This is a genomic window from Sporosarcina sp. GW1-11, assembly GCF_033088395.1.
Taxonomy (GTDB): domain Bacteria; phylum Bacillota; class Bacilli; order Bacillales_A; family Planococcaceae; genus Sporosarcina.
On the sequence record NZ_JAPMIW010000013.1, the window covers coordinates 34,361 to 46,811 of the forward strand.

20 protein-coding genes are annotated in these 12,451 nt (G+C 40.0%); 18 read left to right on the forward strand and 2 right to left on the reverse strand.

Annotated features, from left to right (window positions below; all coding sequences use genetic code 11):
- The 9 genes from mbhE to ORD22_RS09695 all read left to right on the forward strand — a co-directional run.
- A partial coding sequence (mbhE, locus tag ORD22_RS09655) for a hydrogen gas-evolving membrane-bound hydrogenase subunit E (protein ID WP_317645749.1) occupies nt 1–427 on the forward strand: 427 nt, incomplete at its 5' end.
- Entirely contained in the window at nt 414–839 is a 426-nt protein-coding gene (locus tag ORD22_RS09660) for a Na(+)/H(+) antiporter subunit B (protein ID WP_317645799.1), read from the forward strand. The genes mbhE and ORD22_RS09660, both read left to right, overlap by 14 nt.
- A complete protein-coding gene (locus ORD22_RS09665) occupies nt 839–1,171 on the forward strand; it encodes a Na(+)/H(+) antiporter subunit C (RefSeq protein WP_317645750.1) in 333 nt (110 codons plus the stop codon). The genes ORD22_RS09660 and ORD22_RS09665 overlap by 1 nt, the downstream gene beginning before the upstream one ends.
- Nucleotides 1,164–2,648, forward strand: a complete 1,485-nt coding sequence (locus ORD22_RS09670; protein WP_317645751.1) for a Na+/H+ antiporter subunit D — start codon at nt 1,164–1,166, stop codon at nt 2,646–2,648. The genes ORD22_RS09665 and ORD22_RS09670 overlap by 8 nt, the downstream gene beginning before the upstream one ends.
- 15 nt (nt 2,649–2,663) lie before the next feature.
- Complete coding sequence (locus ORD22_RS09675; RefSeq protein ID WP_317645752.1) at nt 2,664–3,146, forward strand: Na+/H+ antiporter subunit E; 483 nt, start codon at nt 2,664–2,666, stop codon at nt 3,144–3,146.
- Nucleotides 3,143–3,427, forward strand: a complete 285-nt coding sequence (locus ORD22_RS09680) for a Na(+)/H(+) antiporter subunit F1 (protein WP_099687705.1) — start codon at nt 3,143–3,145, stop codon at nt 3,425–3,427. The genes ORD22_RS09675 and ORD22_RS09680 overlap by 4 nt, the downstream gene beginning before the upstream one ends.
- Nucleotides 3,405–3,776 (forward strand): monovalent cation/H(+) antiporter subunit G, encoded by a 372-nt coding sequence (mnhG, locus tag ORD22_RS09685; RefSeq protein WP_317645753.1) that lies wholly within the window; start codon nt 3,405–3,407, stop codon nt 3,774–3,776. The genes ORD22_RS09680 and mnhG overlap by 23 nt, the downstream gene beginning before the upstream one ends.
- 92 nt (nt 3,777–3,868) lie before the next feature.
- On the forward strand, nt 3,869–4,231 hold the full coding sequence (locus ORD22_RS09690) for an ArsR/SmtB family transcription factor (protein ID WP_317645754.1): 363 nt from the start codon (nt 3,869–3,871) through the stop codon (nt 4,229–4,231).
- A 54-nt stretch (nt 4,232–4,285) separates the two neighbouring features.
- Nucleotides 4,286–5,383: a GNAT family N-acetyltransferase gene (locus tag ORD22_RS09695; RefSeq protein WP_317645755.1), complete on the forward strand. Its 1,098-nt coding sequence runs from the start codon at nt 4,286–4,288 to the stop codon at nt 5,381–5,383.
- A gap of 101 nt (nt 5,384–5,484) precedes the next feature.
- Here ORD22_RS09695 and ORD22_RS09700 read toward each other — a convergent pair whose 3' ends face one another.
- Nucleotides 5,485–5,640, reverse strand: coding sequence for a lmo0937 family membrane protein (locus ORD22_RS09700; RefSeq protein ID WP_317645757.1), 156 nt, complete (start codon nt 5,638–5,640; stop codon nt 5,485–5,487).
- A 108-nt stretch (nt 5,641–5,748) separates the two neighbouring features.
- On the opposite strand from ORD22_RS09700, the gene mntR reads away from it, so the two are divergent.
- From mntR to ORD22_RS09725, 5 genes are all read left to right on the forward strand, one after another.
- Nucleotides 5,749–6,156: a transcriptional regulator MntR gene (gene mntR, locus ORD22_RS09705; protein ID WP_317645760.1), complete on the forward strand. Its 408-nt coding sequence runs from the start codon at nt 5,749–5,751 to the stop codon at nt 6,154–6,156.
- A gap of 15 nt (nt 6,157–6,171) precedes the next feature.
- On the forward strand, nt 6,172–7,026 hold the full coding sequence (locus ORD22_RS09710) for a CvfB family protein (RefSeq protein ID WP_317645762.1): 855 nt from the start codon (nt 6,172–6,174) through the stop codon (nt 7,024–7,026).
- 64 nt (nt 7,027–7,090) lie between these two features.
- Complete coding sequence (locus ORD22_RS09715) at nt 7,091–7,975, forward strand: DUF1002 domain-containing protein (RefSeq protein ID WP_317645763.1); 885 nt, start codon at nt 7,091–7,093, stop codon at nt 7,973–7,975.
- A gap of 55 nt (nt 7,976–8,030) precedes the next feature.
- Nucleotides 8,031–8,351 carry a GNAT family N-acetyltransferase gene (locus tag ORD22_RS09720; protein WP_317645764.1) on the forward strand — a complete coding sequence of 107 codons (321 nt, stop codon included), beginning with the start codon at nt 8,031–8,033 and terminating at the stop codon, nt 8,349–8,351.
- Between the two features lie 85 nt (nt 8,352–8,436).
- On the forward strand, nt 8,437–8,904 hold the full coding sequence (locus ORD22_RS09725) for a DUF4064 domain-containing protein (protein WP_317645765.1): 468 nt from the start codon (nt 8,437–8,439) through the stop codon (nt 8,902–8,904).
- Nucleotides 8,905–8,943: 39 nt separating this feature from the next.
- On the opposite strand, the gene ORD22_RS09730 is transcribed toward ORD22_RS09725, so the two are convergent.
- Nucleotides 8,944–9,441: a GNAT family N-acetyltransferase gene (locus ORD22_RS09730; protein ID WP_317645766.1), complete on the reverse strand. Its 498-nt coding sequence runs from the start codon at nt 9,439–9,441 to the stop codon at nt 8,944–8,946.
- A gap of 303 nt (nt 9,442–9,744) precedes the next feature.
- Between ORD22_RS09730 and ORD22_RS09735 the strand changes: the two genes are divergently transcribed.
- From ORD22_RS09735 to ORD22_RS09750, 4 genes are all read left to right on the forward strand, one after another.
- Nucleotides 9,745–10,095 (forward strand): hypothetical protein, encoded by a 351-nt coding sequence (locus ORD22_RS09735; protein ID WP_317645767.1) that lies wholly within the window; start codon nt 9,745–9,747, stop codon nt 10,093–10,095.
- Nucleotides 10,096–10,281: 186 nt separating this feature from the next.
- Nucleotides 10,282–11,082, forward strand: coding sequence for a helix-turn-helix domain-containing protein (locus ORD22_RS09740; RefSeq protein WP_317645768.1), 801 nt, complete (start codon nt 10,282–10,284; stop codon nt 11,080–11,082).
- Nucleotides 11,083–11,139: 57 nt separating this feature from the next.
- Nucleotides 11,140–11,946, forward strand: coding sequence for a membrane protein insertase YidC (gene yidC, locus ORD22_RS09745; protein WP_317645769.1), 807 nt, complete (start codon nt 11,140–11,142; stop codon nt 11,944–11,946).
- A 64-nt stretch (nt 11,947–12,010) separates the two neighbouring features.
- Nucleotides 12,011–12,259 carry a hypothetical protein gene (locus ORD22_RS09750; RefSeq protein ID WP_317645770.1) on the forward strand — a complete coding sequence of 83 codons (249 nt, stop codon included), beginning with the start codon at nt 12,011–12,013 and terminating at the stop codon, nt 12,257–12,259.
- Nucleotides 12,260–12,451 lie beyond the last annotated feature (192 nt).

Genomic DNA, 12,451 nt, shown 5'->3' on the forward strand with positions numbered 1-12,451 from the left:
CTATTCCATCGCGATCTTATTTGTTGTATTCCGCGCGCCAGATTTGGCGTTGACACAGATTATCGTGGAAACTGTGACGACGGTATTATTCTTGCTCTGCTTCTACTATTTACCTGAGTGGCGATCAGAGCATAAGTCCTCCCCGATGAGAGTACGTAATGGAATGATTGCTGTCGCTTCAGGTGTAGTAGTTACGGTAGTAGCTTTGTTAGTACAAGGTCATTCGTTTTACCCTTCCATTTCAATTTATTATGAGACGGCATCGCGCGTTTTGGGCGGTTCGAATGTTGTTAACACGATACTCGGGGATTTCCGTGCTTTTGATACGATGCTTGAAGTATTAGTACTATTTATCGCAGGACTTGGTGTCTACTCACTCGTGAAGCTACGGCGCAAGAAGGGAGCGGATCATCCTGAAGAAAAATGATGTAATTTTACAAACAGTGACCAAAATCGTCTTCTTCATCATTTTGACATTTGGCGTGGAATTATTTTTATCTGGCCACAGTAATCCAGGTGGTGGATTCATCGGTGGATTGGTTCTCTCTTCTGCGTTTGTTCTATTGTATTTAGTCTATGATATCGAGACGGTCCATCGTGGGACACCGTTCGATTTTAAGCGAGTAGCTGCGTTAGGTGTGTTGTTAGCGGTTGGGACGGGATTATTGTCCTTCATTTTCAAAGTGCCGTTTTTAACGCAGGCGACTTGGATAGTTGATTTGCCGGTTTTCGGTGAAACGGAACTAGGAACGATGACGATTTTTGAAGCAGGAGTAGCGCTAACTGTACTCGGTGTAGTGGTTACGATTATTTTGGGAATCAGTGAGGATGTGGAGTAATGGAGACATTAATTACCCTTCTGGTTGGTGTGCTTGTGGCGGTAGGGGTCTATTTGCTCCTAGCAAAAGAAATGTTACGAATTATTTTAGGGACGGCGATTCTTTCTCATGCGATCCATTTATTACTATTGACGATGGGTGGTTTGAAGAAAGGGGATGTACCGCTTTTACAAGAAGGCGCAGCACAGTATACGGATGCCTTGCCACAAGCCCTTATTCTGACGGCAATTGTTATTAGCTTTGGGGTAACGGCATTTTTATTAGTATTATCTTATCGCGTCTATCAGGAATCTGGTCGAGGACCTGGATTGCGAGGGTCACAGGATGAATAATTTATTAGTGCTACCTATGATCCTGCCTGTTTTGGTAGGTGTCATCTTAGTCTTTATAAAGCCTTATATCCGACTGCAGCGACTGTTAAGTGTATTGACGACAATCGCTTCTGCGGGTATCGCGGCTTATTGCTTGGAGCGCATACATCGCACGGGTATTATGCGCTTAGATTTCGGAGATTGGTTACCGCCACACGGCATTTTGTTCGTTGGTGATTCGTTTGCAGTACTGCTAGTATTAGCAGCTTGTGTTGTATCGAGTATTATTTTACTTTACGCGTTTGCTACAACTGGACTCGAGGCGGAGACGATGTTTTTCTATCCGTTCTTTCTGTTTTTATTAGCAGGCGTTAATGGTTCGTTTTTGACAGGTGATTTATTTAATCTATTCGTTTGTTTTGAAGTGATGTTACTTGCTTCGTATGTTTTGCTGACACTTGGTGGACGCAAAACGCAATTGAAAGAAGGCATTACATATGTGTTGATCAATGTGCTTGCTTCGTGGTTCTTCTTGCTTGGTATCGCATATTTATATGGTGCACTTGGCACGTTGAATATGGCGCATATTGCAGTTCGTGTAGCGGAAGTTGGTCAAGGGCCACTACTGTCGTTGATCGGTATCGTTTTTCTATTGGTTTTTAGTTTGAAAGCGGGCTTGTTGCTGTATTTCTGGCTACCTGGTTCGTATTCGGCACCACCTACAGCAGTAGCTGCCCTATTTGGTGCATTGTTGACGAAAGTTGGTATATACGCGCTTTACCGAATGTTTACGCTAATTTTTGTTCATGATCCTTTGATTTATAAAATGATTGGTATGCTCGCAGTCGTGACGATAGTTGGCGGATGCTTAGGAGCAATTGCGTATTCGGATATTCGACAGATCGTATCGTATAACGTCATCATTTCAGTCGGTTTTGTACTGACTGGCCTTGCGATTGCGACAACTACTTCATACCAAGGTGCTAGTTATTATTTGATACATGATATGGTTAGTAAAGCATTGCTGTATTTATTGGTAGGAACTGTTGTGTATTTGACAGGACGTTCCAAGGTCGATGAAATCAGCGGGCTCATTCGAAATTATCCGCTGGTAGGTTGGCTATTTTTCTTGGCTATGCTCGCAATTGCTGGAATCCCACCGTTAAGTGGTTTTATCGGCAAAGTGTATATGGGGTTAGGAGCTATTGAAACAGGCTCTTACGTTTTATTGGCTGTTGCATTTTTATCAAGTATAGGTGTGTTGTATTCATTACTTCGTATTTTCCTGAATAGTTTTTGGGGAGAAACAACGATTAGTGAAGATGAACAGCAACCGTTTAAAAAGGCAATCGGTGTGCCTCTTGTATTACTAGCCGTATTGATTGTCGGAATGGGTGTAGGTGCGGAGTTGCTTGCACCGTATATTCAAGATGCAGCGAATGCTTTGGCTGATCCGCAACAGTATATCGAAGCAGTTCTAGATGAAGATTTGGAATAGGGGGGGAGAGACAGCATGCCAGTACAGCTTCTGCTGAATTTATTCATCGCTTTTTTATGGATGACATTGATGGATGAAGACGAACTGAAATTTACGACGTTTTTCATGGGATTCTTAGTTGGTCTCGGAATTATTTTTGCTATGAGCCGTTTTTTCGGAACTCACTTTTATTTACGCAGGGTGTACGCTGCATGTAAACTTCTGCTCATATTCATTCGAGAATTGACCCAGTCTAGTATCGTAGTTATCTCGCAAATTGTCCGACCAACATTGCGTATCAAACCAGGCATTTTTAAATATGAAACAATTTTGAGTAGTGACGTAGAAGTGACGATGCTTTCTATGTTACTGACGTTGACGCCAGGATCGGTCGTTATGGAAGTCTCCCCCGAAGGTAATGAACTTTATATTCATGCGATGGACGTTGAGGAATCGCGTGAAGGCCTGATCAATCAATTGAAGAGCTTTGAGAAGGCGATTATGGAGGTGACACGATGATTGCAGGCATGCTCATGATTTCAGTCATCTTGTTTGCGCTGACGATACTAGTAGCCGTTATACGAATCATTTTAGGACCATCATTACCTGACCGCGTGGTGGCGTTAGATGTCATCGGTGTGAATTTAATCGCAACAATTGCGGTTGTGTCAGTTATGATGAACACGAAAGCATTTTTGGAAGCGATTTTGATTTTGGGTATTCTGTCCTTTATTGGTACTATTGCATTTTCGAAGTTTATTGAGAGGGGGAAAATCGTTGAGCGTAGGCGAGATGGGTGAATTTGCGGGAGCTTTGTTAATTTTGACCGGTGCGATTGCGAGTATTATAAGTGTGTTTGGCTTAATTCGTTTACCGGATGTCTATACTCGATCACATGCGGCGACAAAGAGTTCCACACTCGCTGTCTTGTTGACTTTGTCCGGCGCATTTGTATTTTTTCTATTCTCGGAAAACTTCATCAGTGTTCGATTATTACTCGGTATAGGTTTTGTCTTTTTAACTGCACCTGTAGCAGGTCATGTAATTATTCGTGCAGCGTACCGTTCGAAAGTGAAGCTTGCAGACATTTCAACGGAAGATGAATTATACGAAAAAATTCATGGAGAACATGCAGATAAAACGTTATGAACTCCATTCAAACAACTAGTTGATTGAATGGAGTTCTCTTTTAGGTTTCTATATAATTACATTAATTGAACACTACAGAGTGAGGTGGCAAAATGGTAAATCAAGATGCATGTGAAGTGACGATTGTGCATGAAGATGTAGTCCGGAAAATTCGGAAAGAGCTCCCGGATGTAGCGGAGATGGTGCAAATATTTAAAGCGTTAGCAGATGAAACTAGACTACGTATTGCCTATTCCTTAACATTGGAATCTGAAATGTGTGTTTGTGATGTAGCGGCAGTCATTCAATCTTCATCTGCCACTGCTTCTCATCATCTGCGCTATTTGCGTGAACATTCATTAGCAAAGTCAGAAAGACGTGGGAAAATGGTATACTATTCTTTAGCGGATAAGCATGTTGTTGATTTGGTTAAAATTGCGTACGAACATGCGATTGAAGTACAACAAACTACGTAAGTTAATGTGCGAGTAGTGCGCTTGTCGAACGGCGGGCACGATGGAGGAATTTTAATGCGATTACAAGAATGGACGATACAAGAACAAGATTTGCTGATCCAGTTTATGACAACGAACTCTTGGCCGTATCATGATATTAGCGAGCCGGGTCGTGAGTTATTGGAAAAGTCGATTGAAGAAGGCGGCTATGCATCTGATGATGTAAAGACGTTTTGGATAGAGAATAATGAGAATGAAAAAGTGGGGATCGTAAAAGTTTATGACTTACAAGAAGACGTCCCATTATTTGATTTGCGAATAGCGGATAACTTTAGAGGCTATGGCTATGGCTCCCGCGCCTTGAAGAAGTTGACGCAGTATGTATTTGAACTCCCAGAACAGAAAATCCGCATAGAGGGTCATACGCGACATGACAATGCAGCGATGCGTAAAGCGTTTGAACGAGCGGGCTTCGTCAAGGAAGCTCATTTACGTCAAGCATGGTTCTTGCCGAAAGAAAATACGTACTATGATGCCGTGACGTATGGTATGACACGGGAAGATTATTTAGCTGGAACAACAACGCCTGTACGTTGGGAAGACCGATCACTTTATGAAAAAAGTATTCCTGGATTCAAAGAAAATTTTGAGACAGAACGTTTATTGATTCGGTCACCAGAGTTGAATGATTCTATGGACGTATGGGGTGCAATTTCGCGTTCTGTGACTGGTTTACGTCGCTTTACAACATGGGCTCAACATGAGTTAACGATTGAAACGACAGAGGAATATATTCGCCAAGCAGTAGCTGAGTTCATCGGTAGGAAGAGTCTTCGTTTTCATTTGTTCTCAAAAGAAACTGGCGAGTTTATTGGCTGTGCTGGATTTCATAGGATTGACTGGAAGATTCGAAAGTTCGAATTGGACTTTTGGCTAGATACAAAGTTTGAGGGGAAAGGCTATATGACGGAAGCTGTCAAGGGGCTTACTGATTTTAGTTTCGAACACTTAGAGGCAGAACGGGTAGAGTTTCATTGTGATGAAAGACATAGTAAAGGTCGCGCAGTTGCAAAACGCTCGGGCTTTGAATTGGAAGGTATTTTACGCAAAAATGCTCCTTCTGCAAACGGACAAGAATTACGCAATACGTGCTTGTACGCAAGAATTATCTGAAAGCAGAAGAAGCGATAGTTGGGTTTAACGGTTCTTCGAAAGAAGTTTCCACCTTCAAACAGCCGGATAGGATGTTAAGTGGTGGGTAGTTCACCATGTTACTATACCGATCGTTTTCCAGTTAGTAATTGTAGGACAAAAATAATCCCTGCGACTATTAGAAGAAGATGGATGAGTCCGCCACCGATTTTTGCGACTAAGCCGATTACCCATAATGCTATAAGGACTAAAATAACGAGCCATAATAAACGAGCCATAGTGAATCACTCCTTTTCTTTGTTGTGTAGTTAATTTACCCAACCAGTAGAAACCTAAACTCGTATATGTTTTTATGTATAGTGAAAGTCAGATGAGGGGGCGATGTTTTGGCTACACCGAGTATGGAAGATTATATCGAACAAATCTATTTACAGTTAGAGGCTAGAGGCGAAGCGCGCGTGTCAGATGTAGCGGAGGCACTCTCCGTATTGCCTTCATCCGTTACGAAAATGGCTCAGCGACTCGATCGTGAAGGGTACGTCCACTACGAAAGATACCGCGGTCTAGCCTTAACGGATCGCGGCTTACGTTTCGGTAAAAAACTTGTGCATCGTCATGAATTACTAGAACAATTCCTGCGTATCATTGGGGTGGAAGAAGAAAATATCTATGGCGACGTAGAAGGTATTGAGCATCACTTAAGTTGGAATGCGATGGATCGTATTACGGACTTAGTAGAAGCATTAGAAGAAGACGCGGAATTTATTAAAAAACTGAAAAGCAGAGCAAACTAAAAGGGGCAATCATTTATGACACTATTACAATCAGGCACGCTTGCTACACTCGATATTCTTCGCAAGGACGGTTCGCGGTGGGTACTGGACGCTGCTGGAGAAGAAATTTATATGAACGTTTCAGATGCACCTGACTTGGAGGAACAGACAGCAGTTGAAGTCTTTCTATATATTAATAGAAGAGGCGAATTAACTGCGACTGCTCAGCTGCCGACGCTTACTGTCGATTCATTTGGATGGGCAAAAGTCATTCGTTTTGTACGGGGAGAAGGCGCTTATGTCGATATAGGTGCTTCGTTTGAAGTACTAGTCAATGAAGCTGACTTCTCACAATTTGCTGATCTTTGGCCACAAGCAGGCGATCAATTGTATATGACATTGCGTACAGATCCAGGTGGTAATTTATTTGGACGTCTAGTCACAGAAGAACGCATACAAGAGAGTTTCACATTTGCTGATGAAAGCATGTTGAACCAAAACGTTAAGGCAAGAGCGTATCGCCTATTGCCTGTAGGATCATTCCTTTTGACGGATGATATTAAACGTATTTTTGTCCACGAAACTGAGCGTCAACATGAACCAAGATTAGGGGAAGAAGTCGACGTACGAATTATTGGTGTGCGTGATGACGGTACGTTGAATGGTTCATTATTACCTAGAAAGCAAGATCGTCTACAGTCTGACGGCGAACAGATTCTATCGTATTTAAAACAGTCTGGTGGTAAAATGCCATTTACTGATAAATCATCTCCGGAAGAGATTGATGAGATGTTCCAAATGAGTAAAGGTGCGTTCAAACGCGCGCTTGGGACGTTGATGAGAGAAAGAAGAATTGTGCAACAGGATGGATGGACTATACTAAAATCATGAGTCATACGCAACTTTTTGATTTTCCCAATCGTATCTATTGTATAGAACATGGAGGCGAGACTGAATGAAAAAAGGATTGGCTTATGTATTGATTAGCATGTTGATAGTGGGTTTGTTTACACCTTCAGCTTTTGCGAATGACGTCATCAATGAAAAATTAGGCGTGCCTATTGTAGTTTATGGCGCGAATTTATCCGATAGTGAAAAGGATCGTGTCAGAACTGACTTAAAAGTGGCGGATGAAGCAGAGGTAGAAGAGTTGTCCGTAGATGGCACCGACTTGATCAAATATATTCCAGGTGGCGACCGTAATGCACGGATGTATTCGTCTGCGAAAATTACGAGACAAGAAGAAGGCGAAGGACTCGTCATTAGCATCGTGACGCCAGATAATATCACTCAGGTTACTACGGATATGTACGCAACTGCGATGTTGACGGCAGGTATTGAGGATGCAATCGTAGAAGTAGCATCACCGAAGAAAGTGACGGGACATTCAGCACTCGTTGGGATTTATAAGGCATACGAAGTATCTGGCGAAGTACTCGATACAGAGCGTACCGATACTGCGAATGATGAATTGAATCTAGCAACAAAGCTCTCTGAAAAAGCGGGCATTGATAAAGATGAAGTTGCGAACCTGCTGACTGAAATAAAAAAGCAAATCGCGGAGCAAAAACCTGCGACAAAAGAAGATGTTGAAAAAATTGTTAGTGATCAGTTGAAGAAGTTCAATATTCAATTAAGCGAAGCGGATCGTCAATTATTAATTGATTTGATGGATCGAATTTCAAAGTTGGATATCGACTTTTCAAAGTTGAATGAACAACTAACAGATATGGCTTTTAAAATTAAAGATAAGTTAGGGGATATTGACCCGAGCTTCTGGGAAAAGGTTAAAGAGTTTTTCCGTAATATGGTTGATTCGTTTAAATCTTTGTTTAACTAAGTAGTAATCGTGGTACGTTAATAGGAGATGGCGAAACTGCAAAGGAGAGATATACATGAGCGAGAATAAAGACGTGAAATCACCACAGGCGTTTGATTTGGAACTTGTAGAGTTAGGTGGGAATAAATACGCTTATCAGCATCAAAGTAATAGTGCTGTCATTGCAGAAATTGAATGGACTGAAGATCGCGGTGTCATGACGATGACGCACACATATGTGGATGATTCACTAAGAGGGCAGGGTGCAGCTAAGAAGCTTTTAGACCAAGCAGCAACATATGCACGCGAAAAAGGATTAAAGATGAAAGCGGTCTGTTCTTATGTAGTTAATGCCTTTGATCGAAGTGATGCTTACGATGACGTGAAAGTTCAATAAATAAATTACTCGCTTTTTTGAATCCTTTTTATTTGCCTAGCGTATAGCTAGGTAAGATGTTAATTTTAAGAAGCGGGTGAGTAGTATGATCAATCGAACGGCAGAAAAAGTTCTTGCTATTATAGCGGCAGTCTTTACCTTTATCGGAATGGCTATGCTTACGGTTTTTGGCATATTTGTTAATATGGCAAACAATGATTCAAACGTAATGGAGCAATTTCGAGAAGTGATGTTGAGTGATGGAGAATTAACGGTTTCTGAAGTGAATATGTTTATGGAATTCTTTGATGTATTTGCTACGTTCATTTGGGTCGGTGTAATTGTAGCTTTTATTGGTTTTGTACTGAATATTATTGGCTTGGTGAAGTTGCGTAATAATGCAGAGGTGGCAGGGACGTTGTTCATTATAGCAGGCTTGTTTAACGGCATTTTGTCATTGACGTCTATCTTGCTGTACATTGCAGGCATCCTCTGCTTCACAAAGAAGCCTCCAATGGCATCTGGACCAACACAAGATGAATACGTGGAAAATCCATCAAACTGGATGAATTAATACTAGTAACCCCCTTTTCTAAACGAAAAGGGGGTTTGTTCACGTATGCGCGTGTTGCTTAATCTGCAATGTATAATGAAGCGTTTCAACGGGAAGTCCTTCAAACTCTTCTTGGATAGATTCGACCAAAACAAACCCTTGATTAACATAAAACGCTTGCAAATCATGTGAACGTTCGTCCACATAAACATCCACGTTTTGTGCCTCGCTCAATGACTGTAAAGCCTCAGCTAACAACAGTTCCTCATATCCACTATTTAAATGTGAAGGGAGCATATGAAGGGCTGTCACTTCGCTCTCACCGTCTATATCTATCGGTGTATAACTAATATAGCCTACAGGAAGACCTTGTGGATCTATAGCAAGCAGAACCGTCGTTTTCTCAATTTGTTTTTTCAGCATTAAATCGGAATACGTACGATCGATAAATCCAATCAGTACTTCTTCTGGAATATATTCTCCAAACATATAACGCCAAGACGTAAGAGCAATTTGTTGAACATCTTTAATATCATCTACAGTCATTTTTCGGATCATAATAGGTTCACTCCTAACATTCTTTCTACATAGTATAGCAAATTAGCTTTCTTAAAACTACGATGTTAGCTAAATGAAAATACCATTCTGCCAACCCAATGTTTTGGTGTTGTTCTATTCATGTGAGTCGCAGCATATATTGACTATGTTGGTGATCGTCAGAACTACCATAATTAGACGAATAGCTGTCACAAATAGCACTATGAAACACGATCTATGTGAATCGTACGTTTGAAAAATATAGCTGTCGGGTATAGTAAGTAGACAAACACTACAAATTATTTATTACGGAGGATGGTATTCATGGCAGGTAAAAAAACAAATGGCTTATTTATAGCAACATTAGCAGCAGGGGCATACGCGTATTTCAGTAAAAAAGAAAACCGTGACAAAGCAATGGAGACAGTTAGTGTCTTAAAGGAAAAGATGGATACACTCATAAATAATAATACACTGGTTGATCAGACAGTGGAAAAGGTTGGTTATTCAGATCCAGAAGATGTTGCAGATAATAATATGGTTTCTGAAGGTGCACAAACAAGCGTTCATTACTATAACCAAGAAGTGCAAGATCCCGATAAACATGCATCAGAAAAAGATGGTCTTTACAAGAAAAATTCCAATGACTCAGTGAATGCTTCTCAAAATAACTAATTCAAACATAAAACATTGAGAAAAGTAACACCCACTAGATAGCACATTCATACTAAAAGCATCCCTATTATAGGGGTGCTTTATCCTATATATATCAGTAAATATATAAACTATAGATAATTTTTTTGGATAAGGTAGAATAAATTACATATAGTAGCGCGTCATAGACAATCTGATATATAGAGAATGAGTGGGGTGAAACTCATGACTAGCAAAAGTTTAGAAATTACAAATAAAGAATTGATTGACACCATTCAAAATAAACTTAGTTCACAGCAAGCTAAAGATTTTTTTCGATTGGAAAAAGAATTACTGAAACAGATTTTTAGTCTAGATAGAGAGCATGCTCGCCGTACACTCAAAGAAATTCAACTTACTTTAGCTGTGAACATATCCGAATTTACATTCAAAGTTATTCGATATTATTTAGTGGTACTTTCGTCTATTGTCGCAAGAAGAATGAAGGAAGACCAAATTTTAAATGAAGAAAACGCGTTTACATTTAACACTAAATGTATGTTGTTGATTGAGCGAAACTTAACAGTCGATAATGCCTATGAATTCGGGGATGTGTTAATTGAATTTTATTATTACATACTTAAAGAACAAGAAAAGCCAACACTTTCTCACGATACGGTAAATGAAGTCATTCAATACATTAACCAAAATGTAGAGAGGCAACTAATAGTTGAAGAGATTGCTAAACGATTCAATGTTAGTACTAGCCATCTATCTCGCATTTTTCGTGAATATACATCAGTGACGCTCGTGGAATTTATTATGATGCGGAAGATTGAAGAAGTGCAGTACTATTTGCGCTTTACTGATCAAAAGGTAGCTGAAATTGCAAAAAAATTCCATTTTTGTAATCAAAGTTACTTTACTCGTGTATTTAAAAAATATACGGGAGTAACTCCGATGCGCTTCCGTAAAGATTTGAGCGGGAATTATTTTCAATTTACTCTTAAGCAAGATGATTCACTGTAACTTTTACATCATTTGCTGTATACTTTTCTTTAGTTTGAGATTGCGTAGGTGAAATCATTGAAGAAAAGAATAGGGTTCGTAAGTTTATTAGCTATTACCGCTGTGTTTTTAAGTGGCTGTTCGGGAGTAGAGAATAAAACAGGGATTTTCTACAGTACGTTCGTTTATCCAATGGAATGGCTTCTTCATTATCTTGGTGAGATGTTTAATGGTAACTATGGTTTTGCGATTGTTCTCATAACAGTAGCAATTCGAGTAGTATTGATGCCGTTAATGTTGAAAAACTACAAGGCTCAACAAGAGATGAAAGTTAAAATGGACGGACTTCGACCTGAAATGGAAGATATCCAAAAACGTATGAAAGCTTCAAAAGAATCTGGAGACAAAGAAGAACAGATGAAATTGCAGCAAGAGATGATGGGGCTGTATTCAAAGCACGGCGTGAATCCGTTAAACATGGGCTGTCTGCCGCTTGTAATTCAAATGCCAATCATCATGGGTCTGTATTTCGCAATTCTTTACGCACCACCAGAAGTGAAAAATCATGAGTTTTTATGGTTTAAACTTGGTGAACCGGATATCATAATGATGCTAGTTGCGGGTGCTGTCTATTTTGTTCAAGCTCGCGTATCGTTATGGACAATGCCAGAGCAACAACAGCAACAAATGAAGATGTTTATTTACATGTCGCCAATTATGATTATGTTTATTTCATATACGGTTATGGCAGCCCTTCCTTTATATTGGGCGGTCGGTGGAATACTTCTAATCTTCCAGACATATCTTGGACGCAAGTTCTACTATAAACATGTAGATCCTCCAGCACCCAAAGAAATAGATACACCGGTAGTTAAAGAAAAGTAAAGTACATGGAAAGCTGGTGCAAACCAGCTTTTTTTATTTTGTAAGTGGAAAGGGAGCGTCTTATATGAAGCCGAAATGGATCATGGGCTTAGCGATTGCCGCTTCTGCAATCGTCTCACTTTATTTTATTATCCAACTAAATTTGGAGTTCGCGATATTGTCCATGTTAATCATGTTTACATTAACGAATTGCGCGCGTACGGTGATGTATAGAAAGCAAGGATTGGTTCGTGAGTCCAAGTGGATGCTTTGGATGGCTATGTTCTTCGCAGCAGGCTCACTCGGCACCTTGATATACATATTGATGTTTTAAAAAGAGTCTCGGATAATCTCAATAGAATCAAAAAAACGCGTCGGTCCAAGTTACACCTTGGTTTTGCGCGTTTTTTATTTTGACTTTTTTGTTAATCGCACTGACATAAACCCCCACATAAAGAAGATTACAAAAGTTCACAGAAAGACATCGCTAATTATTTAATTGTAAAACTTCGTAATTAATTCATGA